Below are 25,767 nucleotides of genomic sequence, written 5' to 3' on the forward strand. Positions count from 1 at the left end.
GAGATGCCGCCACGGCGCACCCGCCCGGTCGTGAACCGGGCCCTGGCCGCGCTGATCGAGCAGGCCGGGTGGACGCACGCCGCCACCGCGCAGCACGTCAACGCCGTCGCCGCCGAGACCGGCGAGCGCCTGCACTACGACCGCTCGGCCGTGGGGCACTGGCTCACCGGCACCGTTCCCAGGCCGGAGGCGGTGCACGCCGCCGTGGAGGCGTTCCGCCGCCGGCTCGGCCGGGCGGACCTGACGCCTGAGCACCTGGGCTGGCCCGGCGCCGCCGCCGCCCCGCCCGCCGACGACCCGTGGCACGGCGACCCGGTCGCCCGCCTGGCCACGCTCGGCGAGGACGACCTGCTCAACCGCCGCACCGTGCTGACCGCCGGCACGTTCACGCTGGCCGCGCTGTCGGGCCTGGCGGGGCGCGGGGTGCCGGCCGTGGCCGCGCTGTCCGGCCTGGTCAGGCGCGGGACGCGGGCCCCCGTCTCGCGCGCCGGAGCCGGGGACGTGGCCCGCGTGCGCGCCGCCACCGCCGCCTTCGCCGACCTCGACGACCGCTTCGGCGGCGGCCACGCCCGCGCCGCCGTCGCCGCCTACCTGTCGCGCGAGGTGACCCCGCTGCTGGGCGTGGCCGGCGGGCGCGCCAGGCCCGACCTGTTCACGGCCGCGGCCGAGCTGAGCTACCTCGCCGCGTACATGGCGATGGACGCGGGCGCGAACGCGCTGGCCCAGCGCTACTACATCAGCACCGTACGGCTCGCCGACGAGGCCGGCGACCTGGTGCTGCGGGCGACGGCGTTACGCAGCATGGCCGTGCAGGCCGCCGAGCTCGGCCACGACGCCGAAGCGCTCGCGCTGGCCGACGCCGCCGCCTCGGCCCTCGGCGGGCACGGCCCCCGGCGCACGCTGGCCTGGATCACCGGCATGCGCGCCGAGGCGCACGCCGCGGCCGGCACCCGCTGGGACGCGCTCACCCTCCTGCGCCGCACGGAGACCCAGCTCGAACGCGCCGACTCGCCGCCGGAGACCGAATGGCTGGGCAACTACCGGCGCGAATCCCTGGAACACCAGATCGGCCTCACCCTCACCCAGCTCGGCGACCACGCCACCGCCGCCCGCCACTTCACCGCGTCCATGGAGGCGCGGCAGCCCGTCGAGCTGCGCACCCGCGTGCTGATCGGGCTGCGGGCGGCGCACGCCAGCGTCCGGGCCGGCGACCCGGAGCAGGCCGCCGTCACCGTCCTGGGCCTGAGCGACGACGTACGGCTGATCGCCTCGGCCCGGGTGCACGACGAGCTGCGCCGCCTGCGGGCGGGCTGGCAGCGCTACCGCGCCAGCCCGCTGGTCGCCGAGGCGGACGCCGCCGTGTCCTAAAGAAGATCAGCAAGGCGGTCGGCCTGCTCCGGGTCGCGCCCGAAGCAGTAGAGCATCACCTCGTCCGCGCCCAGCTCCTCGAATTGGGCGATGGCGTCCCTGATCTCGCCGGGCGTGGTGCGCATCCCGGAGACCATGTAGTCGGCGACGCCCGACGAGGCGTAGTAGGCGCCCATCGCCGCGCGCGCCTCGTCGATCGCCTCCTGGGGGCCGATGGCCGCGGTGACCTGGGCGACGATGCGGGGCGAGCCGGTCCGTCCGTGCTCCTTCCAGCTCGTCCGCACGGTGTCGAACAGCCCGCCCGCCCAGGACGGCGGGGCGGCGGCGAGGAAGCCGTCACCCCAGCGGGCGACGCGCTCCAGCGCGCGCGGCTTGAACCCGCCGACCAGCACCTCAGGGCCGCCCGGCCGCGCGGGAGCGGGCCCGATGGGGCCGGCGCCGTCACCGTACGGCTCGCCGGACCACAGCCGCCGCAACGTGGCGAGCTGCTCGTCCATGCGGCGGCCACGGGCGCGCAGGTCGGTGCCGGCGGCCACGTGGTCGTCGGCCCGGCCGCCGACGCCGACGCCGAGGACGAACCGGCCGCCGCTGAGCCGGTCGAGGGTCGCGGCCTGCTTGGCGAGCAGCGCGGTCTCCCGCAGCGGCGGCAGGAGGACTTCGGTCTGGAGCCGGATCCTGGTGGTGGCGCCGGCGAGGACGGCGAGCGTGACCAGCGGCTCGGGGTTGTCGTAGACGAGACGGTCGAGCAGGCCCAGCGTGGTGAAGGGGCCCGCTTCAGCGCGGGTGGCCCAGTCGAGCAGCGACTCGGGGTCGGTGACGGGCAGGCCGAGGCCGACGTACATGAGGTGCCTCCGAAATGAAGAGACGGCAAAGGACCGTGCCGCCCTCTTCAGCACCCCATCGACCGGGATGTGCGCTTCCGCTCTGCGGCGTTACTTCTGGAAAGCGCGCGTTCGAATTGAGATCACCCTACAACAACGGCGAGGGACCCCGCACCTCGGCGTGCGGGGTCCCTCCCGTGCTGCTCAGGAGCGGAGGATCGTGCGGGCGGCCACCAGCTCGCCGCCCTGGAACCCCTCCACCCGGATGACCTGCGCCGATCCGGCCCCCGGCACCGGCACGGTCGTGACCTGCTGCGTCACGTCCACCGACGCCGCCGGCCGGCCGTCCAGGTAGATGTCGGCCCGGTCCACCAGCGCCGTCGTCAGCGTGAGCTGCGCGGCGGCGACCTGCACGTCGAGCTGCCGCACCGGCTGCCCGGCCAGGATCTCGCCGGCCCGCGCGAGCAGGTCCTCGTTGCCCTGCAGCACGTCCCTGCGGGTCATGTGGTGGCGGAAGTCCGGCACCACGCCGAGGTCCTCGACGGGCGTGCCGGCCAGGTCGTGGACGCGCAGCGAGCGCCGGATCGACACCCGCATGCCCGCCCCGCCCGGCAGCGGCTTGTAGGGGCTGTCGGGGACGTCGAGCAGGAGCTTGAGCAGCTCGTGCGTCCACACGTTCGCGCCGCCCGCGCCCGTGTTGTCGTCCGTGCCGAGGATCTTGCCGATCTTGTGGTCCTGGAAGCCGCCGGCGAAGATGTCCGTCGCCGAGTAGCAGAGCGCGTTCGTGACCAGCACGACCGGGCCGAAGTACTGCTGGCCGAGCGCGTTCGCCCCGCCCGCCGGGGTGATCGGGAACGCGGCGGAGAAGACGGCGCCCGTCTCCAGCGCCTGCTCCATCGACGGGCACCACGGGCCGAGGTCGATCTGGCCGGTCGGGTTCTCCTTGTGGCGGCGGCAGATGCGCAGGTTCAGGTTCGTCGTGATGAACTGCGTCGGCTCCGGCAGGATCGGGCGCGGCGTCAACGTCTGCAGCAGGAACTCGCTGGCGAAGATGTGGCCGCCGCCGTTGTCGCGGACGTCCAGGATGAGCCCGTTCTGCGGCAGCAGCCCGACGAGCCGGACGAACTCGCGGACGAACGCGTCCGGATCGTTGACGCTGAAGCTGAACACGCGGATGTGGCCGAACGTGCCTGATGGCGTGACGACGCTCCTCGCCCGGAAGAAGCCGGGCATGGACGTCACGATGTCGGCGCCCGGCTCGGCGGGCTCCGCCGTCAGCTCCGCGCCGCCCAGGCTCTCCTGCGCGGTGACGGCCTCGGGCACGTACAGGAGCTTGAGCGCCCGGCTGATCTCGTCCGCGCCCAGGTCGAGGCCCTGGGCGGTGGCGGCGGCCGACACCTCGTCCGCGTTCACGAACGGCGGCAGGTTGTCGCTGACCCGCCAGGTCGTGCTCAGCTCGCGCTGGATCCCGTCCTGGCCGACGTACGTGAGCACCACCCACGACTCTTCCGGCGGCACGTGCACGCGCAGCGGCCTGATCGTCAGCGACTGCAGGCCGCGCGCGTGCCTGGCCGCCGGGTTGCTGCCGGCGAACCTGGCCGCGTTCATGTCCACCGCGCGGTCGATCGGGATGCCGTTCCAGTGCGTCACCTCGACGCCGGGGCCGAAGCCCGGCGAGGAGAAGTCCTGCACCGTCTTGGTGACCACGTAACGGCGCTGGTCGCCGTCATAGTGCTCCTCGATGAGGTACGGCAGGAAGGCGATCCTGCCGGAGAACGGCTGGGGGAGCAGGTAGTTGGTGTGCAGGTCGCGTACCGAGTGGAAGATCTCGGACAGCTCCGCGTGGAAGCGCCATTCCGGGCCCATGGTCTGCGGGGTCTGCCTGCTCAGGCGCACGGCCAGCAGGCGCAGCCGCTGCACTGGGTTCACGGCGTGCATCGCGGCCTTCATCGGCAGATGCACGTAGTTCTGCTCGAAGAGCACCAGCGCCTGCTGGACCAGGAGTCTCCTGTCGTCGAGTGTGAGTTTGTCCGCCGTGCGCAGGAAGTCCTGGAGCTCCTGCTTCGCGGCCCCGCTCGTGGGCTCGGTCATCTTCGTCCACCCGTTCCGGTCGTCCGCGCGGAAGTCGCTGCCGCGCTCGAATACCGGCACGGTTTCACCGGCGCCGCGAGGGTCGCCACGGGAGACAACCTAGGGCTTTCCCTAGCCTGCGGGGGTGCGGCGCGCGGGCGGCGGGCGACCCGGCTCCTGATGCCGAGATCGCCGGGCGGCCCGGCTCCTCCTGCCAGGACTGCCGGGCCGCCCGGCTCCTCCTGCCCGTCACCGCTTCCGGGAGGTGCTCACCCGCCGATCGCCTTGGCCTCGTTGCCCTTGAGAACCTGGACCTTGCGCGGCCGGGCCGTCTCCAGCACCGGGATCCGCACCGCCAGCACGCCGTCGCGGTAGGCCGCCTCGACGTGGTCGGCGTCCAGGTGCTCGCTCAGGTAGACCCGGCGGGTGAAGTCGCCCATGGGCCGCTCCCGGATGAACAGCCGCTCGTCGTCACCGTAGGTCTCCTGCCGGTGCGCCGAGACCGTCAGGACCCCGCGATCGACGCTCACGTCGATGGTGTCGGGGTCGATGCCGGGCAGGTCGAAGCGCAGCAGCACCTCGTCGGCGCGGCGCAGGCCGTCCATCGGCAACCGACGCGGGGGTGCGGCGCGTGGTGCTGCTGTCGTCCGCGGCGGTCGTCCTGCCCGGCTCGGCGCGCAACCCCATCGCGCGGCAGCACCGCGCCGTCGAGTCGGCCCTGGAGGAGTCGGGCCTGTCGTGGACGTTCATCCGGCCGGGCATGTTCGCCACCAACACGCTGTGGTGGTGGAGCCGCCCCATCAGGAACGGCGCAGCGGTGCGGCTGCCGTACCCGGAGGCGATGACCGCGCCCGTCAGCGAGCGCGACATGGCGGCGCTCGCGGTGACCGCGCTGACCGAGCCGGGGCACGGGCGGCAGGCGTACACCGTGTACGGGCCGCAGGCGCTCACCCTGCGCGAGCAGGTCGAGCACATCGGGGCGGCCCTCGGCCGGCGGATCCCCATCGAGGAGGTGACTCCCGAGCAGGCACGCGCGGAGCTGAGCGAGGTGATGCCCGCCATGGGCGTGGAGGCGATCATGGGGGCGTGGGCCGCGGGCACGACGGCCGCCCCCGAGACCAGCACGATCGTGGAGAAACTCACCGGCCGGCCCGCCCAGACCTTCGCCGCATGGGCCCGCGACCACGCCGCCGACTTCCGCGCCTGACGGCCCTGCCGCGATGCCGGCAATGGAATTTGACAGGCATATTAGTTCGTTGTACGGATGTAGGTAAGTTGAGTCGATGAGACTCAAGGAACGGTCCTCCACCCAACGGGACCTGGGGAAGGAGCAGCGAGGAGGAAGCCATGCCGATGCGCGCCGAACCGTTCCCCTCCGAACCGTTCCGCTCCCCCTCACTCCGCCGAACGGCCCGCCGGCACCCCGGCGGCGCCCGCGACTCGATCGACCTGACCGTCCCTCACGCTGCTCCGACACGACCTGTCCGCGACGGAACGAAGCGCACGACGACGCTTCGAAGGGAGAAGACGATGGCCCTACCCGTGCTGCGCTCGGCACCGCTGCGTCCTGCCCGCGACTCCCTCGCGCCGCCGGACCCGCTGCACGAGCTCGTCCACCTGCAGCACCGCATGAGCGTACTGATCGGCGGCGACGCCCAGACGGGCATGTGGACGCCCCCGGCCGACATCACCGAGAACGACGACGCCTACCTCGTCGAGATCGACCTCCCCGGCGTCAAGCGCAGAGACGTGACGGTCGAGGTCGCCGGGAACGAGCTGCGCATCACCGGCCGCATCCAGGAGAAGGAGAAGGTGGGCTGGCTGCGCTACCGCACCCGCCGCGTCGGCCGCTTCGCCTACCACACCCTGCTGCCGGTGGGCGTCGACGCCGACCGCATCCGCGCCGACCTGACGGACGGCGTCCTGACGGTACGCCTTCCGAAGACCGACGCCGCCCGGCCTCGCCGCATCGCCGTCCGCACCGCCTGACGCTCCAGCCTGCCGCCCCGACCTGGCACCTGGACCTGCTGCCCTGTCCTGCTGCCCTGTCCTGCTGCCCCGGCCTGGCGCTGTTGCCCCGGCCTGGCGTCCGGCGAGGTTGCGGGCCACCGGGGTGGCTGGAGTGGGGCGGGCCGGCGTAAGCCGTGCTGTTTGGGGCGGGCCGGCGAGGCCGTCCTGGTGGAGGCGGCACGTGGCTCCACCGTGCGGCGACGTCGGCACTCCCTGGCGTCGTATGGCGAGGTGGCCGGAGGGTGGTCCATTATTTTACGAGTGAAACACTTGCTAAACTTGTTGAGTGAGTGCCCTCCCGTTTCACCAGCTCAAGCCCCGTGTCCGCCTGCCCGTCCGAGCCGCGCTGCGGCTCGCGCCCCTCGGCGACATCTGGCACAAGCCCGCCCTGAGCGGGGTGGCCGCGCTCGCCGTCGTCCTGCTCGCCCTTCTCGCGGCCGGGCGGCTGGACCTCACCCTGTACGCCTCCGCCGGGGCGATGTGCGCCCTGTACGGGCACGGCCTGCCGTACGCCGCGCGGGCCAGGGCGCTCGGCCGGGTCGTGCTGGGGATGCTGGCCGGCACCGCCGCCGCCCTCGTCACCGCCGCCCTCACCGACTCCGTCGCCGTCCGCGTGGCCGTGGCCGCCCTGCTGGCGGGGCTGCACAAGGCGGCCTGCGACGCCACCAGGATCGGCCCGCCGGGAAACGTCGTGCTCACCTTCATCGCCGCCGGCGCCGCCTTCGTCCCGGGGCAGCGCCTCGCCGACGTGCCGCTGCACATCGGGCTGGGGGTGCTCGGCGGGATCGTGGCCTGGGTGGTCGGGATGGCCCCGGGCCTCGTCCGTCCGGACGGACCCGAGCGCATCGCGGTCGCCCGCGCCCTGGAGGCGACGGCGCGGCTGGTGCGTGCTCGCGATGACGCCCAAGGCGCCCCGCGAGGCCCGGCTTGGCCTCCTGGCGCTCGGGGCGACGTCCGCCGGGCGCGGGGTGGCGACGATCACCAGGCGCGCCACGCTGCCGCCGCGGCTGTGAACGGGGCGTGGCAGACGTTGCTGCGTTCCGGGGACCGGCGCGACGGGTTGCGGCGGCTGCTGGCGCGGGCCGAGTCGGCCGCCACCCGTGCCGGTGGTGGGGTGGACGCCGACGTGCTCGTGGCCTGGGCGCACGACCTGCGCAAGGGCCGTCCCGTCCCCGAGCCGCCGCTCTGCGACGCGCGCACGGACGCGGGCGAGCGGGCGGAACTGGCGGGCATCGCGGCCGAGCGGGCGGGACTGGACGGCATCGCCGCCGAGCGTGCTTCGGTCGCCGGGGTGCGGTGGCGGGTGCCGTTGGTGCTGGTGGCCCGGTGGTGGCGGGTGGTCGTGACGGTGTTCGCGGGTGCGGCGCTGGCGGGGTGGGGGTCGATGGCGCTCGGCGTGGGACGGCCGTACTGGGCCGTCGTGACGGCGGCGGCCGTGTTCGCGGCCAACACCACCATGTCGTGGAGCCGCGCCCTCCAGCGCGTGCTCGGCAACCTGCTCGGCGTCGCCCTGTTCACCGCGATCGTGCCCGTGACCAGGTGGGGTGCGGTGGCGTTGATCGTGGCGGTGCTGGTCATGCAGTTCGTGACGGAGGCGGCCATCACCCGCAACTACTGGCTGGGGAGCGTGTTCGTGGCGCCGATGGCCATGTTGATGACGGAGTTCGCCGGGGCGGGGCCGGTGTCGGCGCTCGTGGCCGATCGGTGGCTGGACACGTGCCTCGGGGCCGCCGCCGGGCTGCTGGCGTGCGTGCTCGTGCCCGACCGGCGGGCCGCCGCCCGCGTACAGGATGGGCTGGAGCGGCTGGAACGGCTGGTGGGGGAGCCGCTCACGGAGGGCCGGGACGCGCGGGACCGGTTGCGGGGTGCGCTGGTGGAGCTGCGTGAGGCGGCCGACGTCGCGGCGGGCGAGTGGTGGAGCGCGACGCTGCCACAGGAGCGCATCGCCGCCGCCGAACGCGCCGGCCACCACCGGCTGGCCCAGCTGCCCGCCTGACCGGGACGGCGGTGCCGAGGCGCGGCGGTGGCAGGGCGCGGCGGTGGTGGGGCGCGGCGGTGGCGGGGTGCGGCGGTGGCGGGGTGCGGCGGTGACCGAGGGCAGCGGTGGTGGGGCGCGGAGGTGTCGGTGGCGCGTACGATCGGAAGCCACCGGACACCCCAGCCGCAGGAAGGATCGGGCACGTGGAGGACGCCGTGGCGGTCGCGCTGCGCCAGTGGCGGAAGGTCCTCCCCGACGCCGACCTCGACACCATCGCCGTCATCGGCCGGCTCAACCGCTGCACCGCCCTCCTGCACCAGGCCGCCGACGCGCCGCTCGGCCGCGCCGGCGTGAACCGGGCCGAGTACGACCTCCTGTGCGCCCTGCTCAGGGTGGGTGGCGAGCTGACGCCGGGCAGGCTGGCCCGCGAGACGTTCGCCTCGGGGGCCGCCGTGACGAAGCGGGCGCGGCGGCTGGTGGAGATCGGCCTGGTCGCCCGCCGGGTGGACGACCGCGACCGCCGCGTGGCGCACCTGTCGCTCACCGAGCGGGGCAGGGAGTTCATCCTGCGGCTGGTGCCGGAGCAGCTGGAGTACGAGACCGCGCTGCTGGCCGGCCTGCCCGCCGAGAAGGAGCGGGAGCTCGCCGACCTGCTGGGGGAGCTGTTGCTGATGCTGGAGGGCCGCCTGGGCGGGATGCTCGGTTAGCGGGTGGCTCAGACGGCGGTTAGCGGGTGGCCCAGAAGGCGGTCAGCGGGTGGCTCAGAAGGCGTAGTTGCGTAGGACGGCCAGGGCCTGGGGGCCGTGGGGGCCGGTGGCCTTGAGTGCCGAGTCGGCGGGGCTCAGGCGGCGGGCGCCGACGCGGCAGAAGTCGCCCGCGGGCCCCGTGATGACGGACGGCGCGGCCGGGTCGCCGAAGTGCCACGCCTCGCCGTGGGGTGCGGTCAGCTCGCAGCGGACGGGCCCGCCCGTCAGGCCCTCCACCTCGAACGCGTACGGCAGCGTGCGATGCCCCAGCCAGGCGATGTGCCGTAGCCGCGGCGTGTCGGGGTAGGCGAGGCCGAGCGGGCCGGTGATGTCGAGGGCGTGCGCCCAGTGCTCGGCCAGGCGGGTGGTGGCCAGGGTGGCGGGGGAGAGGCTGGCGGCGACCCAGGTCAGGCGGCTGCCCTTGGGGTGGGCGCGGAGTGCGGCGGGCATGAACGCGGTGGCCGCCCGCCAGCGGGCCAGGAGGTCGGCGGGGGCGATGTCGCGCTCGGCGGCCACGGCGCTGTCGGCCATGGCGTCCACCTCGCCGCGGTTCCGCGGGCCGGCCAGCTCGCCCCGGATCGAGGCGGCGGCCAGCTCTTCGGTCTGGGCGAGGTGGAGGACCACGTCGGAGACGGTCCAGCCGGGGGCGGCCGATGGGTGCGACCACTGGGCGGGGGTGAGGGCGGCGAGGACGGCGTCGAGTTGCTCGTACTCGGCCTGGAGGTCATCGAAGATGTCCGTCATGTCCTACCACACTACAGAACAAAGTTCTGAGGCGGGATGGTGCGGGGCTGCGAGCGGGCCCGCGGGCGAGGGCGCGGCTCAGGTGAGGAGGGGGAGGGTGGTGAACGTGTGGGTGGCCCAGATGCGGCGGGACGCCTCCTCCGGGTAGGGGACGACCGCCGGCTCCACGTCGAAGACCCGGGTGAGGCGGCCTTCCGGTTCGTACGGTGCCCAGCCCGGCCCCTCGCCGGCCGCGAAGCGGGTCCAGGCGTGCCGGAAGGACGCCGACACGGTGGCGGCCTCGCCGGGGGCGGGGTCGCCGAGGAAGAACGTGCCCATCCCGCTGCCCAGGTTGCCGAACACCAGGGGCACGTCGAGCCCGTGGCAGGCCGCCCCGATGGCGGGGGAGGCCCAGGCCAGCTCGTACGCGTACACCCGCCCGCCCCCGGCGGACTGCGCGTCGGCGAGCCGCTGGGACGGCATCCGGAAGAGCCAGTCGGACTGGACGAGCTCGTCGAGCAGGTCGGGCCCGGCCGAGGGGTAGGCGTCGCGGTAGGCCCGCTCGCGTCCGGGCGCGAAAACGCCCAGCAGGTCGCGGCCCTCCGCCTGCCCCATCTGGGTGAACAGCCGGTACTCGTCCCGCGTGTGGCCGACGATCAGCTCGACGTCGCGCCCCGCCCCGGCGGCCAGCGCGCTCCAGGGGTCGCGCGGCAGCACGTCGCCGTCCACGACCGGGGAGAACGGGGTGACGGTGTGGGCGACGGCGCCCCAGCGGTCCTCGTACTGGCGCATCTTGGCCGTGGCGGCCTCGGCGGCGGTGACGAGCCGGCCGGGGTCGACGGCGGCGAGCGCGCCGGCCTCGGGCGGCAGGCCCAGCTCGGCGGCGAGGACGCCGGCGATGTCGGCGGCGAGCGGCGAGGAGAAGTACGTGCCGGGGACGCTCTGCGCGATCGCCCGCCCGAACAGCCCGGCGGCGCGCGGCATGGCCATGAGCGCGATGATGGATCCGGCTCCCGCCGACTCCCCGAACACGGTGACCCGCTCCGGGTCGCCCCCGAACGCGGCCACGTTGTCGCGCACCCATTCCAGCGCCGCCACCTGGTCGAGCAGCCCCCGGTTGGCGGGCGCGCCGTCGAGGTGGGCGAAGCCTTCCATGCCGACCCGGTAGTTGAGGGTGACGACGACCGCGTTCCCCTCCCTGGCCAGGATCGCGCCGTCGTAGACGGAGTCGCCGGACTGGCCGCCCCGGTAGGCGCCGCCGTAGATCCACACCATGACGGGCAGGCGCGCGCCGGCGCCGAGGGACGGCGACCAGACGTTGACCGTCAGGCAGCTCTCGGCGCCGCCGCCCTCCACGGCCCCCGTGACCATGGACCGCTGGGGCGGCGGCGGCCCGAAGGCCGCGCAGTCGCGGACGCCGTCCCACGGCTCGGCGGGCTCGGGGGCGCCGAGGCGGGCGGGCCGGGCGTACGGGATGCCGCGAAAGACGGCCAGGCCGCCTTCGGTGCGGCCGCGCACGCCGCCGGTCGTGATCCGGACCTCGGGGTCTGGGGTGGTGCTCATGCTCGGCCGCCTTTCTTGGAATCTGGATCCAAGATTACGGGGCCGTTCGGCGACGAGATCTGACCGCTCGCCGTAAAGAGCAGAAGCATGCCAGATACTGCATACCGTATGTGATAAGCGATGATGCGTGTCAATGAGTACGAGGTTCGCGAGTCCCACCGGCTTCCTCAGTCGTTCCCGTACCGTGGCGGCACCCACCTGGAGCCGTTGGCTCGTGCCGCCCGCGGCGCTCTCCGTGCACCTGGCCATCGGGCAGGCGTACGCGTGGAGCGTGTTCAAACCCCCGCTGGAGTCCGCGCTCGAGCTCTCCGGCACCCAGAGCGCGCTGCCGTTCCAGCTCGGCATCGTCATGCTCGGCCTGTCGGCGGCCTTCGGCGGCACGCTCGTCGAGCGCAACGGGCCCCGCTGGGCCATGTTCGTCTCGATGACCTGCTTCTCCTCCGGCTTCCTGCTGTCCGCGCTGGGCGTGCTCACCCGCCAGTACTGGCTGGTCGTGCTCGGCTACGGCTTCGTCGGCGGCATCGGCCTCGGCATCGGCTACATCTCGCCCGTCTCCACGCTGATCAAGTGGTTCCCGGACCGGCCGGGCATGGCCACCGGCATCGCGATCATGGGGTTCGGCGGGGGCGCGCTCATCGCCTCGCCGTGGTCGGCGCAGATGCTCGCCTCGTTCGGCCCGACCACGACCGGGATCGCCACGACCTTCCTCGTTCACGGCGTCGTCTACGCGGTGTTCATGTCGATGGGCGTGCTGCTCGTACGGGTGCCGCCCGACGGCTGGGCGCCGAAGGGCCGGCGGCCCGCCGCACCGAAGGCCCGGAGGCTGGTCACCACGGCCGACGTCTCGGCCCGCAACGCGTTGCGCACCCCGCAGTTCTACTGCCTGTGGATCGTGCTGTGCTGCAACGTCACCGCCGGCATCGGCATCCTGGAGAAGGCCGCGCCGATGATCACCGACTTCTTCACCGGCACCCACGCGGCCGTCGCGGCGGGCGCGGCGGCCGGGTTCGTGGCGCTGCTGTCGCTGGCCAACATGACCGGCCGCTTCGTCTGGTCCTCCACCTCCGACCTCATCGGACGCAAGAACATGTACCGCGTCTACCTGGGCGTCGGCGCGCTGCTGTACCTCGTCATCGCCCTGGCCGGCGAGACCTCCAAGCCGCTGTTCATCATCTGCGCGCTCGGCATCCTGTCCTTCTACGGCGGCGGCTTCGCGACCGTGCCCGCCTACCTCAAGGACCTGTTCGGCACCTACCAGGTCGGCGCCATCCACGGCCGCCTGCTCACCGCCTGGTCCACCGCCGGCGTGCTCGGCCCGCTCATCGTCAACGCCATCGCCGACGCGCAGAAGGCCGCCGGGCGCTCGGGCCCCGACCTCTACACGACCTCGCTGTTCATCATGATCGGGCTGCTCGCGGTGGGCTTCCTCGCCAACGAGCTGATCCGTCCCGTCCACGAGAGACACCACGAACGGCCGGCGGCGGTGCTGGAGAAGGGACAGGCCGTATGAGCACCAAGGAACGGCGCACCGGGCTGATGGTGCTGGCCTGGATCTGGGTGGGCCTGCCCTTCGCGTACGGGGTGTACGAGCTGTTCCTGAAGCTCACCCAGCTCTTCTCCGGCTGACACCGAGACAGGACCGGCAGGACCGAAGCGGAAACTAAGCGGCGGCGCAGGGCGGTCCTCAGCGCTCGCTAAGCGGGGCGTGCCAGGTTACGGGGCACGCGGGACACTGAGCCCGCCCGAAGCGAGGGGCAGATCAATGTCGATCACCGACCTGAGGACCACCACGCAGAGACAGATCGCCGAGATGCAGCCCGACCCGGCCACCAGGGAGCTGCTGGCCGACGACCGGGTCCAGGCGATCATGCGGGAGATCGAGGGCAGCCTCGACCACTACACGATGCGGTACCAGGAGAAGTACCGCATGCTGTCGGAGCGGGCCGCCGCCCGCATGCAGGAGTCCACGCAGGCGCGGCAGCCCATGCGGGCGCAGCAGCCGATGCACGCCCAGCAGGCCACCCGCATGCAGGAGCCCGTCAGCGCCGGCGGCTACCACGAATCGCTCGGCGCGCCCGCGTACCCGGGCATGGCCCAGCAGGGCCGCCAGGGCGAGCAGGCCAGGATCGCCGAGCCGGGCCGCGCCGGCGGGCAGATCGCGGGCTCCAGGGCCGCCGGGATGCCCGAGGTCACGACGCCGATCACGCAGCTCCAGCCGCCGTACCTCTGGTTCGACCTCATGGCCGTGGGGCCGTACCGGGAGACGTTCCAGGGCGGGCCGCTCCAGCCGGCGCGCGTCGTGCGCTTCGGGGAGAAGGTCGTCCTGTTCGCCGTGCTCTGGCGCAACCCGATGCCGCTGCCCGGCGGGCCCTCCGCGGCCGACGTCATGGCGCCGTACGTCTTCCAGGTCCGCGGCGTCACCGTCGACCTCAACACCGTCACCCCCGGGCCCGTGCTGGCCCCCGCCCCCGAGGCGTTCAACGCCGGGTTCTTCAACATCGTGCCCCTGCAGATCCCGACCGCGCCCCAGCCCGCCGACGGCCAGCCGCGCCCGCTGGAGATCCACCTCACCGTGGACATCCTCGGCGTCGGCGTCGGCCTGCCGCCGTTCGCCGGGTTCGCCAGCCGGTGGTTCCGGCCCGACCTGCAGCCCGGCTTCCTCGGCCAGCCCGACATCCTGCCGGGCATCGTCGAGGAGAGCCCCGTCAGGATGCTGATCTACGCGTAGCCCGCGCATCCGTACCGCGTCATGAGCGCGTCTGAGCGCGTCATGAGCGCGTCATGAGCACGGAGGAGTGGCGGGCCAAGCTCGACGCGCGGACCAGGCACCACCTGGCCGCCGCCGGTGACGAGGCCGGCACGTTGGAGATCCTCCTGCTCATCGCGGTGCCGCCGAGCCGCGCACAGCTCGCAGAGCTGCGCGCGGCCGGCCTGAGGACGTACGCGGCCGAGGGAGCCGTCGTCTCCGGAGCCGTCGAGGGGGTCGCGCCGCTGCGGCGGCTGGCCGGGCTGCCCTTCGTGCTGCGGATCGAGCTGTCCCGCGAGGGGCATCAGGAGCAAGGGCAGGGATGGGCATGAGAACGCTGGACGCACGCCTGCGGCACCTCCTCGCGCGGACACGGGAGCAGGCCGACCTGGAGGGCACGACGCTGGCGGACCGCGTCGGGTGGCGGCGCGGCCCGGAAGTGGGCCCGGAAGTGGGCCCGGAAGTGGGCACGGTGTCGGGTGCGGTGTCGGGTGCGGTGGAGGGGACCGTTGAGGTGCTGCTGAGCGCGAGTGACCGTCGCGCGCTCGACGATGTGCCGGGCCTGACCGTCCACACGGCGCAGGGGGACGCGGGCCCGCCCGGCCCGCTCTACACCGCGCGGGTGCCCGTCGCCCGGCTGGAGGAGCTGGCCGCGCACGGGTCGGTGACGCGGATCGAGTCGTCCAGGCCGCTGTTCCCGGAGCTGAACATCTCGCTCAAGGACGTACGCGGCGCCGTCCCCGCCCCCGACGGCTCGGGCCCCCTGCTCGGCGAGGGCGCCATCGTGGCGATCATCGACTCCGGCATCGACTACACGCACCCGGCCTTCCGCCACGCCGGCGGCTCCCGCATCCTGCGCCTCTGGGACCAGTCGGCGCCCGCACCGGCCGGCGGCTCCGTGCCGTACGGGGCCGAGTACGCCAAGGAGGACCTCGACAAGGCGCTCGGCGACCCGCACCCCCTGGAGATCGTGCCGCACGAGGACGCCGACGGCGGGCACGGCACCCACGTGGCCGGCATCGCGGCCGGCGACGACAGCCAGCTCGGCGGCGTCTACCAGGGCATCGCGCCGCACGCCGACCTCATCGTGGTCGCGCTGGCCGGCGAGCCCGGCGTCACGCTCGGCCGCTCGACCCAGCTCGTCGCCGCGGTCGACTACGTCGTACGGCGGGCCGAGGGCCGTCCCGTCGCCATCAACGTCAGCCAGGGCATGAACGGCGGCGGCCACTCCGGCGAGTCGCTGGTCGAGCGGGCCCTGGACGCCTACGCCCGCCGCCCCGGCGTCGTCATCGTCAAGTCGGCCGGGAACGAGCACGAGTGGCGTACCCACGCGGGCGGCACGATCGCGGAGGGCGAGGTCGTCACGCTCGACCTGCTCGTCCAGCCGGGCGACGCCGAGGACGACATCGTGGAGGTGTGGTTCGGCGGCGAGGACGAGATCAGCGTGAGCGTGGCGCCGCCCAGCGGGTCGCAGACGCCGTTCACCGCCCCCGGCGAGGAGCGGACGTTCACCACCAGGGGCGGCGACCGGGTCACGATCGACAGCGAGACCGACGCCTCGGCCAGCGGCGACACCGCCACCACCGTCATCATCTCCGCGGGACGGGCCGGGCAGGGCATCGAGGCGGGCCTGTGGCGGCTGGTGCTGCGCGGAGGCCCCGTCACGCACGGCCGCTACGACGCCTGGATCGAGCGCGCGCCGCGCGGCGGGCCCGGGGCGGGGGAGCAGACCAGGTTCGCGGCCGGCTCGTCCGACCCGTCCCGGACGATCACCGTGCCCGGCACCGCGCGCCGCCTGCTCACCGTCGGCTCGTACGCCACCCGGCCCACCGACTGGAGCGCCGGCTTCGGCTCGCTGTCGGCGTTCAGCAGCCGCGGCCCCACCCGGCTCGGCCACGTGAAGCCCGACCTCGCCGCGCCCGGCGAGACCGTCGTCTCGGCCCGCCGCGCAGGCAGCCCGCTGCCGCCCCAGCCCGACCCCGCGCACACCCTCATGGCGGGGACGAGCATGGCCGCGCCCCACGTCTGCGGCGCCGCCGCCCTCGTCCTGGCCGCCCGCGCCATGAGCGGCCTGGCCCAGCTCACGGGGGAGCAGGCGGCCCAGCTCCTGCGCCGCGCCGCCAGACCACCGGGCCCGGGACCGGCCGGCGAGCCGGATGCCGAGCAAGCTCGGGGCGCCCGCGAACCCGACCCCGAGCAGGGTCGGGGCGTCGGCGAGCCGGACGTCGATCACGCCTGGGGCGCCGGGAAGCTGGACGTCGCGCGGGCCGTCGAGCTGGCCGCCACCGCCGCGTTCCCGAAGGTCGTGAACGTGCGCGCCGAGGGCGCCACGCTGCTGTGGGAGACGGACACGGACTGCTCCTGGCGGGTACGGTGCCACACCGTCCCCGCCCGCCTGGCCATCGGCAAGCACGTGGCCGAGCGCACCGGCACCGGCTTCGGCCGCGAGCACCGCGCCGACCTGAGCGGGCTCCCGCCGGGCGCCTACCACTGCGAGATCGTGGTCACCGACCGCGGCGGCCTGTGGACCCGCGACGACAACGGCGGCCCCGGCCACATGGTGCCGGTGGAAGGCGCGCCCCCCGCCGTGGCCGGGGACGACTTCCAGCGGGTCAAGGGCGTCGGCCCGAAGATCGCGGGGCTGCTCCATGAGGCCGGGATCACCACGTTCGAGCAGCTCTCCGCTCTGTCGGTGGAGGAGCTGGCCGCCATCCTGCACCCGGCGGGCATCGGCGCCGAACGCCTGGCCAAGCAGGGCTGGATCCGCCAGGCCGCCGACCTCGCGGCCGGGGAGCGCCGGGCGGTGCCGGAGCGGCACACGTTCACGCTGACGCTGACCGCCGACAGCGGCACCAGGGAGGTGCTGAACTGCGAGATCCGCCACCATCAGAGCGACGACGCCTCCCGGGTGCGCGGCTGGGACGTCGAACGGCTGCTCGCGTTCATCGCCGAACGCGCCCGCCTGCGGCCCGAGTGACACCGGCACGTCGTCAGCACCTCCGAAGATGGGCGCGGGCGTGCCGCCACGAGGCTGATGAGCCCTCTACCGGCGATCAAGGCTCAGACGGTCAGGTGGCGGCGTACCGACTCGAACAGGGCGTGCGTCTCCGGGCTGGGCGTCATGCCGAGCACGGCGTCGAGCTCCCTGCGGCACGTCTCGTACTGGGCCAGCGCCTTGTGCGGCTGGTTCTGGCGGGCGTGGCAGCGCATGAGCAGGCGGTGGGTCTGCTCCCTGCACGAATCCCTGGCCAGGACCCGCCGGCACGTGTCCACGCACTTCGCGTACGCGCCCTCCGCCAGATAGAGCGAGGCCAGGCCATCGAGCAGGTCCACGTACGCCGTGCTCAGCCGCTCCCGCTCCGGCACCACCCAGTCCAGGTACGGGGCGTCCTCCAGCAGGTCGCCCCCGTACAGCGCCCTCGCCGCCTCGTGCCGGGCGATCGCCTCCCCGCGCTTGCCGTCCTCCTCCTGGAGCAGGGCCGCCGTGGCGCAACGCCCGGCGAACTCCTCGACGTCCAGCCAGATCGACAGGCCGGGCGCCAGGGCGTACGTCTCCCGCTCGTAGACCACCACCTGACGGTCCGGGTGCGCGGCCCTGCGGAGGTCGGCACGCAGGGCGTGCATGGTCGCGTTGAGCCGGTTACGGGCGGCGCCCTCCGGGACGCCCGGCCAGATCGCGTCGATCACGACATCGCGGCGGATGGGCTTGGGGTGGGACAGGAGCAGGTACATCAGCACCGACCTGCCCAGCTTCCCCGACCACTCCTCCACCGGCCGCCCGCCCAGCCGCACCCGGAACGTCCCCAGCAACCACGCCTCCACATCGGCCCGTCCGCCTTCCTGGCCGAACCCAGCCGCCGCCCCGGCCACGCCGCGCCCCGCGCCTTCCGGGCCTGAGGTGGTGGCCCGCTCCGGCGGAGTGTGCGCGGCTGCCGGGCCGGGGGGCGTCGCCTGCCGCGTCGCCACGTGCTCGGGCGGCGCGGCAGGGGTCGGAGGGGCGGTGCGGGCGCCTCCGTTCGGCGGGATGGTGGCGTGCGGCGAGGTGGTGGCGTGCGCCGGAGCGGTGGCGCTCGTGCCGGAAGCGGTCGGGTGGGGCCGGGTGGTGGTGTGCGGCGGGGCGGGGACGCTCGTGGGGGAGGCGGTCGGGTGAGGCCAGGTGGTGGCTTCCATCGCCTGGAGCAGCAGCATCATGCGTTTGTGCGCCGAGCGGGCCCGCATCGTGCGGCGGATGAGGCGCAGCGCGTGCCGGATCCGGTCGGCGGACTCCGGTCCGGTGGTGAGGTCGCGGGCCCGCCGGCCGTGCTCCAGCGCCTCGCCCAGCCGCCCGACGACGAGCGCCGCCCTGGCCCGGCGCCACGCCCCCTCCAACCCGGCGGGCATCCCGCCCACCCCGGCCGGCGGCCCGTCCAGTCCGGCGGACACCCCCTCCGGTCCGGGTGGGGTGAGGTTGACGTCCGTTTCCGACAGGAGGTCGGTCAGGAGGGCGCGGTCGTTCGCGCGGCGGGACAGCTCCACCGCCTCCCGCGCCGCGTGCGCCCCCACCAGCTCGCCCGCCAGCAGCGCCAGCCGCCGCCGGAAGGCGGGGGTGCGGGCGGGGCGCAGGGCGCAGATGGCGGTGGACCAGAACGGGAGCATGCGGTACCAGCCGCCGGTGAGCGGCTCCCACCACGGCTCCTTGCCGGGCTCGCGCAGCGCGGGCCGCAGCGCCGTCAGGTCCTCGTGGGCGTACCCGAGCCGCGCGGCCAGCCCGAGCGCCTGGAGCCGGGCCGGTTCGGCGTCCCGGAGCAGCCACGCCACGACGGAGGCGACGAGCTCGGCCAGGCCGCCGGCGCGCATGACCCGCTCGGCCAGGACGTCCTGGCGGGCGGCGCCGCGCAGGCACGCGGCCCGCAGCACCGAGTCGATGACCGCCGACCGCCCTCCCGTGACGGCCACCAGCCGGTCGATGACGTCGCGCCGCAGCGGGCAGTCGAGGTGCCCGGCCGCCGCGACGGCGCTCTCCGCCCGCACCGCCAGCCCCCGGTCGCCCGCGCACGGCGAAAGGACGACCTCGCTGGCGGCCAGCGCCGGGGCGGGGCCGCCGAGCCGGGTGGGGTCCGCGAGCGGCTGCTGGATGACGACGGTGCCGGCGGGCCCGCTCGCCGCCGCCAGGCGCCGCAGGTCGTCGGGCTCCAGCTCGTACGGGTCGGGCCGCAGCCACCCGAGCCCCCGGCCGGCCCGCAGCAGGTCGGCGGCCAGCCGCCCCTCGACCAGGTACCCCTCGGGAACGAGGAGGTGCAGCCTGGCCCGGTCGTCGAGCCCGTCGAGCGAGAACTGCGCCGGCCACCTCAGCTCCGGCATCGGAGCGGCCACCTTGGCGAGCAGCATCGTCGCACCTCCGGGGACGGCAGGTCCGCCGAAACGATAGGCCGAAACGATAGGCCGGGCCGCGCCGGGCCGACAACAGGGGGACGGCCAGGGTTCACCCTAGGGAGAAGGGCGGGTGACATCAGGCTTACCCCGGCCGGACAGCACCGCTGGCCCAGGCGTCGCTCCGCCGGACAGCGCCGCTCACCCCAGGCGCCGCTCCACCGTCCGCGCGATCAGGTCGAGGGCGTCGGCGCCGGCGGGCAGCACGTTCACCAGCGTGAAGAAGACGTGCATCTGCCCGTCGAACCGCCGCAGCTCCACCGGCACGCCCGCCTCCCGCAGCCGCCGCGCGTACTCCTCGCCCTCGTCCCGCAGCACGTCGTGCTCGGCCGTCAGGACGAGGGCGGGCGGCAGGCCGGACAGGTCGGCGGCGCGCAGGGGTGAGGCGTCGGGGTTGGCGCGCTGGGCGGGGTCAGGCGCGTAGTGGTCCCAGAACCAGGAGACGGCGTCGCGGGTGAGCATGAGCTGGTTCTCGGGGTCGAGGTAGGAGGGGCGGTCGAGGTCGCAGTCGGTGACCGGGTAGACGAGCACCTGGAGCGCGATGGCGGGGCCGTCCTCGTCCCTGGCGCGCTGGGCCACGACGGCGGACAGGTTGCCGCCCGCGCTGTCGCCGGCCACGACGATCGGCAGACCGGGCAGGTGGCCGGCGGCCCAGCGCAGCGCGGCGTAGGCGTCGCGGGCGGCGGCCGGGTAGCGGTGCTCGGGGGCGAGCCGGTAGCCGGGCAGGACGACGGTGCAGCCGGTGCGTACGGCGAGCTCCCTGCCGAGCGTGTCGAACTCGTCGATGTCGCCGAGCACCCAGCCGCCCCCGTGGAAGTAGAGCAGGACGCCGCGCGGCGGGCCGTCGGGGGTCAGGACGCGGGCGGGAAACGCGGCGCCGTCCTCGGCCGGGATGCTGACCTCTTCGACGCGGGCCAGGTCGGGGCCCTTGCCGAACATCTCGCTCAGGGAGGCGCTGAGGGCGCGGGCCTCCGCCACGCTCGTCTCGTGGATGGGCTTGCCGCCCGTCTCGGCGAGCCGTTTGAGGAACTCGGTCGTCGCGTGGTCCAGTGCCATGGGAGGTCACCTCGTGCGGGGGAACGACGTAGGTCTCCCCGAACGTAGGTTTCGTGGCCGAAGTTGTCGAGACCGGCTCGTGTGAAGCGGCTGACCAGGGGCAACGTGATCAGGATGGAAGAGGTTACGGTGTCGTCCTGGCGGGAGCTGGATGATTCGGTGGGAGAGGCGGGCCGCGGCGCCGGGGCCGGGCACTCGCATTCGACGCTGGTGTTCCGGGGGCTGGCGCGCAGTACATACACGCACATGTCGGGATTGGCGCGGCTGCGGGGGGACTATGCGGCCGTCGAGTCGCACCTGATACGAAATTTCCGGAAATATGCGCACCGGCAGGCCCCGGGGCCGACGGTCTGGGACTGGCTGGCCCTCGGCCAGCACCACGGCCTGCCCACGCGCCTGCTCGACTGGACGTTCTCCCCGCTCGTCGCCCTGCACTTCGCCACCGCCTCCTGGCCCGAGGACGACGGCGTGCTGCTCGCGATCGACTGCGCCGGCGCCCACGAGCTGCTGCCGCCGTCGCTGAGCGAGCTGCTGGCCGAGGAGGGCGCGCTGGTGTTCACCACGGAGATGCTCGCCCGGGTCGCGGCCGACCTGCCCTCCTTCGACGGGCTGACCGGCGACCGGCCGTTCCTGGCCTTCTTCGAGCCGCCGTCGCTGGACGAGCGGGTGATCAACCAGTCCTCGGTGCTGTCGCTGCTCTCCGACCCGGCGTTCCAGCTTGAGGAGTGGCTGGAGGAGCATCCGGGGCTCGCGCGCGCCTGGGTGATCCCGGCCAAGGTGAAGGCCGAGGTCAGGCAGCGGCTCGACCAGGCGAACATCACCGAGCGCGTCCTGCTGCCCGGCCTGGACGGGCTGGCCGACTGGCTGCGGCGCTACTACTCGCCCGGCTCGATCGAGGACGGGGGCGGCGACGGCGGGTCGATGACGGGCCAGGAGGAGCGCCACCGCCAGGACGGCCGCATGGCCGGGTGAGGTTCCAGGCCGCTGAGGCCCGGCCCATGGCGGGCTTGCGAAGATCAGGGGCGGTCGGTGAGGCCGGCCGGGGCCAGGCGGAGGCGGCGGACGGCGAGCAGGCCGCCGACGGCCGGGATCCAGGCCCGCCACCGCGCCCCGGTCCCGGCGCTGCCGGGCGCGAGCACCGTGCAGGCGATGACCGCGAGGTAGGCGCCGCCGTGCAGGGGCCCGACGAGCGACGAGACCGCCTTGACGTGCACGGTGACCAGGTTGACCAGCAGGACCGCCAGCGAGAGTGTCTCCACGGCGACCGCGACGCGCAGGGCCCGCATGACGCTCACGCCCCTTCCACGGCGCCGGGCCGCACGATCATCAGGACGACGACCACGGTCCACAGCAGGTTGTAGACCCCGGCGAGCATGGCCAGGGGCCGCAGGCGGTCGCGGGTGCCGGGGGTGGCGAGGGCGTCGCGCTGGCGCGGGTAGATCTGCACGGCCAGCAGAAAGCCCGCCGCCGCGGTGAGGATCATCGCGAGGGTGATCCAGATCTCGCCGGTACGTCCCTGCACGAAGGCCAGGACGATGCCGGCCGCGGGCACGATGAGCCCGGCGATGCTGTAGCCGCGGGTGATGCGGTGCAGCGCGGCGGCCACGGCCTGGCTGCGCTCCTGGGCTCCGTCCGCGCCGGTCACCGGCACGTAGCGCGGGAACAGGCTGGTCGCGATCGCCGAGCCGCCCACGAACACGATGCCGGCGACCACGTGGATGGACAGCAGCAGAGGCTCCACGAAGTACTCCCTCCAAACCTTCAGGTGGCCTGAAGATTAGCACGGATCCTTCAGGTTGCCTGAAGGTATGGCGCGATGTGTGGGGTAGCGGTCGTTGACGCCATCCGGCCGCGCCCAGGAGGGTGAAGGGGTGAGCCAGCGCCGCATCGTCTTCGTCGTCTACGACGGTTTCCAGGCCCTCGACCTGACCGGCCCGCACGAGGTGTTCCACCAGGCGGGCCGCCGTTCGGGCCGCTACGCGTGCGAGATCGTGGCGCCCGCCCCCGGCCCCGTACGAGCGGGCAGCGGCCTGCCCGTGCACGCCGGCCACGGCATCGACACCCTGGAGCCCGGCGGCGTGGACACGCTCGTCGTGGCCGGCGGCAGCGGCGTCTACACGGCCAGGCAGGACCCGGCGCTGCTCGCCTGGATCGCCGCCGCGGGCGCCACGGCCCGCCGGGTGACGTCGGTGTGCACGGGGGCGTTCCTGCTGGCCGCCGCCGGCCTGCTCGACGGCCGCCGGGTCACCACCCACTGGGCCCGCGCCGACAGGCTGGCGCGGGAGCACCCCGCCGTCACCGTCGACAGCGAGCCGATCTTCATCAGGGACGGCCGCGTGTGGTCGTCGGCGGGCGTGACCGCCGGCATGGACCTCGCCCTGGCCCTCGTGGCGGACGACCTCGGCCAGGAGGTGGCGCTCGACGTGGCCCGCCACCTGGTGCTGTTCCTGCGCAGGCCGGGCAACCAGTCGCAGTTCAGCGTGGCGCTGTGGTCGGCGCAGCCCTCCACCGACCCGATCCGCGCCGCCGTGCAGGCCATCCACGCCGACCCCGGCGCCCGCCACGACATCCACGACCTCGCCGCGCACGCCGGCCTCAGCCCGCGCCACCTGCAACGCCGCTTCACCGCCGAGCTCGGCGTCCCGCCCGGCTCGTACGTCGAGCGGGTCCGCGTCGAGGCGGCCCAGCGGGCGCTGGCGGGCGGGGACGAGCCCGTCGAGGTCATCGCCCGCCGCTGCGGCTTCGGCACGGCCGAGACGCTGCGCCGCACGTTCCACCGCCGCGTCGGCGTCGCCCCGTCCGACTACCGCGACCGATTCCACGCCCACGCCCAGGGAGGCGACCTGTGACCACGTACGGACTGCTCATCTTCGACGACGCCGAGGAGCTCGACTTCGGCGGCCCCTGGGAGGTCTTCACCATGTCGGCAGCGCTGCGCGGCGGCGCCGACACGGCGGTGCTGATCGCCGAGCACCACCCCGGCCCCGTGCGCTGCGCCAAGGGCCTGCGCGTGCTGCCCGACCACGGCCTCGACGACCATCCGCCCCTGGACGTGCTGCTCGTCCCCGGCGGCCGGGGCGCCAGGAAGGTCCAGGCGCACAACCCCGCCGTCACCGGCTGGGTCGCGGAGATGGCGGAGCGGGCGAGCTGGGTGGCGAGCGTGTGCACCGGCGCGTTCGTGCTGCACGCCGCCGGGCCGGCGCGCGGGCGGCGGGTGGCCACGCACTGGCAGCACGAGGAGGAGCTGGAGGCGCTGGGAGAGGTGACGGTCGTGCGCGACGCCCGCTACGTCGTGGACGGCAAGCTGCTCACCAGCCAGGGCGTCTCGGCCGGGATCGACGCCGCGCTGTGGCTGGTCGGGCGGCTCCACGGGCGCGAGCACGCCCGGGCGGTGCGCAGGCAGCTCCAATACGAGCCCGCGCCGCCGTACCTGGCCGACGAGCCGCTCTGAACGGGCCCTAAGCCGTACCGGGCTGACGAACCTCCCGGGACGGGACCTGACCGGAGAACGCGGCGCGGATCGTGTCGCCCACCTGCCGCCTGATCGGGTCGGCGGCCTCACCGAACAGGCGCTCGTCCACCTCGGCCACCGCCGCCCGCGCCCGCTCCATCAGGCGCGCCCCCTCGGGCGTGACCTCGATGGCGGACGCCGAGCCCGCGCGGGCGGTGTGGTCGCGCACCAGGCCCGCCCCGGCCAGCGACTTCACCGCCGCGTGCACGCTCTGCACGGTGATGCCCGACATGCGGGCGAGCTCGCTGAACGACACCCCCGGCATCGCGGCGATGTGCCCGAGCAGCCCGAGCCGGCTCACCGTGAGGTCGAGCGGCGCGAGCGCGGCGCCGAGCTCGGCCTCGACCTGGCGCGCCAGCGTGAGCACCACGATGGAGGCGCTGGTGGTGGGGGCGGCGGGACGGCCGTTCTCGGAGCTCACCCCCCAAGTCTCCACTAGGGTCTGGCGTCATGGCGAACGACGAGGCGGTGCGCGAGAAGGTGGCCTGGGTGCTGGTGCGCGACCACCGGGTGCTGGTGACGCGCAGCCACGGCCGCGAGGTGTTCTACTTCCCGGGCGGGATGCGGGAGCCGGGCGAGTCCGACAGCCAGACGCTCGTCAGGGAGATCGAGGAGGAGCTGCTGACGGCGATCGACGCGGGCTCGATGGTGCATGTCGGGACGTTCGAGGTGCCGGCCGGGCATCCGGAGCGCGGGCCGTTCCGGATGATCTGCTACACCGCCGACCACGACGGGCCGCTGACGCCGTCCATGGAGGTCGCGGAGACGGCGTGGTTCGGGTACGAGGACCGGCACCGGGTGTCGTACGTCGACGGGCTGGTTCTGGAGGCACTTCACGAAGCTGGATTACTCTGGTAAAAACCGACACTTCACCCGTACCAGACTGATCGCTAGGCTGGCGGCACCTCAGTGCAGGGAGACGATGCGTGAGTGCCGTTGAGCCGGATGTGCCCGGTGTTGACCCCACGATCCCCAGCGTGGCCCGCATGTACGACTACTACCTGGGCGGCAAGGACAACTTCCCCGCGGACCGGGCGGCGGCGGAGAAGATCATCTCGATCGTTCCCGAGGTGCGCGAGACGGCCCGCGACAACCGGGCCTTCATCGGCAAGGCCGTGCGGCTCATGGCCGAGCAGGGGGTGCGGCAGTTCCTCGACATCGGCGCCGGCCTGCCCACCCAGGAGAACGTCCACGAGGTCGCGCAGCGGATCGTCCCCGACGCGCGGGTGGTGTACGTCGACAACGATCCCATCGTCCTGACGCACGCCCGCGCCCTGCTGGCTGACAACCCCGGCACGCTCGTGGCGCGGGGCGACATCACCGACCCCGCCGCCATCCTGAACGACCCCGACGTGAGCGGGCACCTCGACTTCGGCCGCCCCGTCGGGCTGCTGATCTCGGCGGTGCTCCACTTCGTCCCGGGCGACCAGCTGACCAGCGACATCGTCAAGACGCTGCGCGCGCCGTTCGCGCCGGGCAGCCACCTGCTCATCTCCCACTTCTACGCGCCCGACACCGACGATCCCAAGGTCAGGGCGGGCCAGCAGGTCTACAAGGCGACCAAGCCGGGCGCCCTGATCGCCCGCTCGCTCCCGCAGATCGCCGCCTACTTCGACGGGCTGACCCTGCTGGAGCCGGGCCTCGTGCCCGTCAAGTCGTGGCGGCCCGAGTCCGAGCTGGACCGGCAGGTCGCCGTGGACCTCACCGTGCCCAGCCTCATCGGAGCGGTGGGCCGGCAGCCCTAGGGGCCGTCACGACCCTCTCGG

At 74.1% G+C, this 25,767-nt stretch carries 25 protein-coding genes; 15 read left to right on the top strand and 10 right to left on the bottom strand.

From position 1 onward, the window contains the following. The first annotated feature begins 30 nt into the window (after positions 1-30). Positions 31-1,368, top strand: coding sequence for an NsdA family TPR-like regulatory protein (locus HCN51_RS47635; protein WP_206068725.1), 1,338 nt, complete (start codon positions 31-33; stop codon positions 1,366-1,368). On the opposite strand, the gene HCN51_RS47640 is transcribed toward HCN51_RS47635, so the two are convergent. The 3 genes from HCN51_RS47640 to HCN51_RS47650 all read right to left on the bottom strand — a co-directional run bounded on the left by HCN51_RS47640 (position 1,365) and on the right by HCN51_RS47650 (position 4,864). Next, positions 1,365-2,210 carry an LLM class flavin-dependent oxidoreductase gene (locus HCN51_RS47640; RefSeq protein WP_168018557.1) on the bottom strand — a complete coding sequence of 282 codons (846 nt, stop codon included), beginning with the start codon at positions 2,208-2,210 and terminating at the stop codon, positions 1,365-1,367. The two genes, HCN51_RS47635 and HCN51_RS47640, sit on opposite strands and share 4 nt — an antisense overlap. Positions 2,211-2,393: 183 nt before the next feature. Beyond that, complete coding sequence (locus HCN51_RS62730; RefSeq protein ID WP_206068726.1) at positions 2,394-4,340, bottom strand: S41 family peptidase; 1,947 nt, start codon at positions 4,338-4,340, stop codon at positions 2,394-2,396. A 188-nt stretch (positions 4,341-4,528) separates the two neighbouring features. After that, on the bottom strand, positions 4,529-4,864 hold the full coding sequence (locus tag HCN51_RS47650) for an Hsp20/alpha crystallin family protein (protein ID WP_168018559.1): 336 nt from the start codon (positions 4,862-4,864) through the stop codon (positions 4,529-4,531). A 26-nt stretch (positions 4,865-4,890) separates the two neighbouring features. Here HCN51_RS47650 and HCN51_RS47655 point away from each other — a divergent pair, with 26 nt between their 5' ends. The 4 genes from HCN51_RS47655 to HCN51_RS47670 all read left to right on the top strand — a co-directional run bounded on the left by HCN51_RS47655 (position 4,891) and on the right by HCN51_RS47670 (position 8,954). Further along, on the top strand, positions 4,891-5,466 hold the full coding sequence (locus HCN51_RS47655) for a Rossmann-fold NAD(P)-binding domain-containing protein (RefSeq protein WP_206068727.1): 576 nt from the start codon (positions 4,891-4,893) through the stop codon (positions 5,464-5,466). Between the two features lie 323 nt (positions 5,467-5,789). Further along, positions 5,790-6,248: an Hsp20/alpha crystallin family protein gene (locus HCN51_RS47660; protein ID WP_168018563.1), complete on the top strand. Its 459-nt coding sequence runs from the start codon at positions 5,790-5,792 to the stop codon at positions 6,246-6,248. A gap of 307 nt (positions 6,249-6,555) precedes the next feature. Continuing rightward, complete coding sequence (locus tag HCN51_RS47665; RefSeq protein WP_168018565.1) at positions 6,556-8,265, top strand: FUSC family protein; 1,710 nt, start codon at positions 6,556-6,558, stop codon at positions 8,263-8,265. A 185-nt stretch (positions 8,266-8,450) separates the two neighbouring features. Continuing rightward, a complete protein-coding gene (locus HCN51_RS47670) occupies positions 8,451-8,954 on the top strand; it encodes a MarR family transcriptional regulator (RefSeq protein ID WP_168018567.1) in 504 nt (167 codons plus the stop codon). A 54-nt stretch (positions 8,955-9,008) separates the two neighbouring features. On the opposite strand, the gene HCN51_RS47675 is transcribed toward HCN51_RS47670, so the two are convergent. Together HCN51_RS47675 and HCN51_RS47680 are read right to left on the bottom strand one after the other, a co-directional pair. Further along, positions 9,009-9,737 carry a maleylpyruvate isomerase family mycothiol-dependent enzyme gene (locus HCN51_RS47675; RefSeq protein WP_168018569.1) on the bottom strand — a complete coding sequence of 243 codons (729 nt, stop codon included), beginning with the start codon at positions 9,735-9,737 and terminating at the stop codon, positions 9,009-9,011. A gap of 78 nt (positions 9,738-9,815) precedes the next feature. Then, entirely contained in the window at positions 9,816-11,279 is a 1,464-nt protein-coding gene (locus tag HCN51_RS47680) for a carboxylesterase/lipase family protein (protein ID WP_168018571.1), read from the bottom strand. A 133-nt stretch (positions 11,280-11,412) separates the two neighbouring features. Between HCN51_RS47680 and HCN51_RS47685 the strand changes: the two genes are divergently transcribed. The 5 genes from HCN51_RS47685 to HCN51_RS61885 all read left to right on the top strand — a co-directional run bounded on the left by HCN51_RS47685 (position 11,413) and on the right by HCN51_RS61885 (position 17,002). Next, a complete protein-coding gene (locus tag HCN51_RS47685; protein WP_168018573.1) occupies positions 11,413-12,789 on the top strand; it encodes an L-lactate MFS transporter in 1,377 nt (458 codons plus the stop codon). Next, the gene (locus tag HCN51_RS63215; protein WP_428981580.1) at positions 12,786-12,905 is read left to right on the top strand and encodes an MFS transporter small subunit; all 120 of its coding nucleotides are present in this window, start codon (positions 12,786-12,788) and stop codon (positions 12,903-12,905) included. Before HCN51_RS47685 ends, HCN51_RS63215 begins: the two co-directional genes overlap by 4 nt. Positions 12,906-13,041: 136 nt before the next feature. Next, the gene (locus HCN51_RS47690; protein WP_168018575.1) at positions 13,042-14,007 is read left to right on the top strand and encodes a hypothetical protein; all 966 of its coding nucleotides are present in this window, start codon (positions 13,042-13,044) and stop codon (positions 14,005-14,007) included. Between the two features lie 53 nt (positions 14,008-14,060). After that, positions 14,061-14,357 (top strand): hypothetical protein, encoded by a 297-nt coding sequence (locus HCN51_RS47695; RefSeq protein ID WP_168018577.1) that lies wholly within the window; start codon positions 14,061-14,063, stop codon positions 14,355-14,357. Further along, positions 14,354-17,002 (top strand): S8 family serine peptidase, encoded by a 2,649-nt coding sequence (locus HCN51_RS61885; RefSeq protein WP_168018579.1) that lies wholly within the window; start codon positions 14,354-14,356, stop codon positions 17,000-17,002. Before HCN51_RS47695 ends, HCN51_RS61885 begins: the two co-directional genes overlap by 4 nt. Positions 17,003-17,085: 83 nt before the next feature. On the opposite strand, the gene HCN51_RS47705 is transcribed toward HCN51_RS61885, so the two are convergent. Both HCN51_RS47705 and HCN51_RS47710 read right to left on the bottom strand, forming a co-directional pair. Next, positions 17,086-19,392, bottom strand: a complete 2,307-nt coding sequence (locus HCN51_RS47705) for an AfsR/SARP family transcriptional regulator (protein ID WP_168018581.1) — start codon at positions 19,390-19,392, stop codon at positions 17,086-17,088. 183 nt (positions 19,393-19,575) lie between these two features. Next, positions 19,576-20,490 carry an alpha/beta hydrolase gene (locus tag HCN51_RS47710; RefSeq protein ID WP_168018583.1) on the bottom strand — a complete coding sequence of 305 codons (915 nt, stop codon included), beginning with the start codon at positions 20,488-20,490 and terminating at the stop codon, positions 19,576-19,578. Between the two features lie 114 nt (positions 20,491-20,604). Here HCN51_RS47710 and HCN51_RS47715 point away from each other — a divergent pair, with 114 nt between their 5' ends. Continuing rightward, positions 20,605-21,462: an FRG domain-containing protein gene (locus HCN51_RS47715; RefSeq protein WP_080047085.1), complete on the top strand. Its 858-nt coding sequence runs from the start codon at positions 20,605-20,607 to the stop codon at positions 21,460-21,462. A gap of 44 nt (positions 21,463-21,506) precedes the next feature. Here HCN51_RS47715 and HCN51_RS47720 read toward each other — a convergent pair whose 3' ends face one another. Then, positions 21,507-21,785, bottom strand: a complete 279-nt coding sequence (locus HCN51_RS47720; protein WP_206068728.1) for a hypothetical protein — start codon at positions 21,783-21,785, stop codon at positions 21,507-21,509. Next, a complete protein-coding gene (locus tag HCN51_RS47725; protein ID WP_168018585.1) occupies positions 21,782-22,231 on the bottom strand; it encodes a hypothetical protein in 450 nt (149 codons plus the stop codon). Before HCN51_RS47725 ends, HCN51_RS47720 begins: the two co-directional genes overlap by 4 nt. A 130-nt stretch (positions 22,232-22,361) precedes the next feature. Here HCN51_RS47725 and HCN51_RS47730 point away from each other — a divergent pair, with 130 nt between their 5' ends. Then, a complete protein-coding gene (locus tag HCN51_RS47730; protein WP_080041499.1) occupies positions 22,362-23,339 on the top strand; it encodes a GlxA family transcriptional regulator in 978 nt (325 codons plus the stop codon). Then, on the top strand, positions 23,336-23,941 hold the full coding sequence (locus HCN51_RS47735) for a DJ-1/PfpI family protein (protein ID WP_168018587.1): 606 nt from the start codon (positions 23,336-23,338) through the stop codon (positions 23,939-23,941). Before HCN51_RS47730 ends, HCN51_RS47735 begins: the two co-directional genes overlap by 4 nt. Positions 23,942-23,948: 7 nt before the next feature. Here the strand turns inward: HCN51_RS47735 and HCN51_RS47740 are convergent, their stop codons facing one another. Continuing rightward, positions 23,949-24,422, bottom strand: coding sequence for a MarR family transcriptional regulator (locus tag HCN51_RS47740; protein WP_168018589.1), 474 nt, complete (start codon positions 24,420-24,422; stop codon positions 23,949-23,951). Positions 24,423-24,451: 29 nt separating this feature from the next. Between HCN51_RS47740 and HCN51_RS47745 the strand changes: the two genes are divergently transcribed. Further along, positions 24,452-24,859 carry an NUDIX hydrolase gene (locus HCN51_RS47745; protein ID WP_168018591.1) on the top strand — a complete coding sequence of 136 codons (408 nt, stop codon included), beginning with the start codon at positions 24,452-24,454 and terminating at the stop codon, positions 24,857-24,859. Positions 24,860-24,927: 68 nt separating this feature from the next. Further along, positions 24,928-25,746, top strand: a complete 819-nt coding sequence (locus HCN51_RS47750; protein WP_346434055.1) for an SAM-dependent methyltransferase — start codon at positions 24,928-24,930, stop codon at positions 25,744-25,746. Positions 25,747-25,767: the final 21 nt, after the last annotated feature.

The organism is Nonomuraea composti (assembly GCF_012034275.1).
Classification (GTDB): Bacteria; Actinomycetota; Actinomycetes; order Streptosporangiales; family Streptosporangiaceae; genus Nonomuraea; species Nonomuraea composti.

Bases quoted from the DNA above. Each gene is read 5' to 3' on its own strand.
- HCN51_RS47685 (WP_168018573.1), top strand. From the start codon at position 11,413: ATGAGTACGAGGTTCGCGAGTCCCACCGGCTTCCTCAGTCGTTCCCGT.
- HCN51_RS47715 (WP_080047085.1), top strand. From the start codon at position 20,605: ATGGAAGAGGTTACGGTGTCGTCCTGGCGGGAGCTGGATGATTCGGTG.
- HCN51_RS47640 (WP_168018557.1), bottom strand. From the start codon at position 2,210: ATGTACGTCGGCCTCGGCCTGCCCGTCACCGACCCCGAGTCGCTGCTC.
- HCN51_RS47745 (WP_168018591.1), top strand. From the start codon at position 24,452: ATGGCGAACGACGAGGCGGTGCGCGAGAAGGTGGCCTGGGTGCTGGTG.
- HCN51_RS47660 (WP_168018563.1), top strand. From the start codon at position 5,790: ATGGCCCTACCCGTGCTGCGCTCGGCACCGCTGCGTCCTGCCCGCGAC.
- HCN51_RS47710 (WP_168018583.1), bottom strand. From the start codon at position 20,490: ATGGCACTGGACCACGCGACGACCGAGTTCCTCAAACGGCTCGCCGAG.
- HCN51_RS47680 (WP_168018571.1), bottom strand. From the start codon at position 11,279: ATGAGCACCACCCCAGACCCCGAGGTCCGGATCACGACCGGCGGCGTG.
- HCN51_RS63215 (WP_428981580.1), top strand. From the start codon at position 12,786: ATGAGCACCAAGGAACGGCGCACCGGGCTGATGGTGCTGGCCTGGATC.
- HCN51_RS47650 (WP_168018559.1), bottom strand. From the start codon at position 4,864: ATGGACGGCCTGCGCCGCGCCGACGAGGTGCTGCTGCGCTTCGACCTG.
- HCN51_RS61885 (WP_168018579.1), top strand. From the start codon at position 14,354: ATGAGAACGCTGGACGCACGCCTGCGGCACCTCCTCGCGCGGACACGG.
- HCN51_RS47705 (WP_168018581.1), bottom strand. From the start codon at position 19,392: ATGCTGCTCGCCAAGGTGGCCGCTCCGATGCCGGAGCTGAGGTGGCCG.
- HCN51_RS47695 (WP_168018577.1), top strand. From the start codon at position 14,061: ATGAGCACGGAGGAGTGGCGGGCCAAGCTCGACGCGCGGACCAGGCAC.
- HCN51_RS47690 (WP_168018575.1), top strand. From the start codon at position 13,042: ATGTCGATCACCGACCTGAGGACCACCACGCAGAGACAGATCGCCGAG.
- HCN51_RS47675 (WP_168018569.1), bottom strand. From the start codon at position 9,737: ATGACGGACATCTTCGATGACCTCCAGGCCGAGTACGAGCAACTCGAC.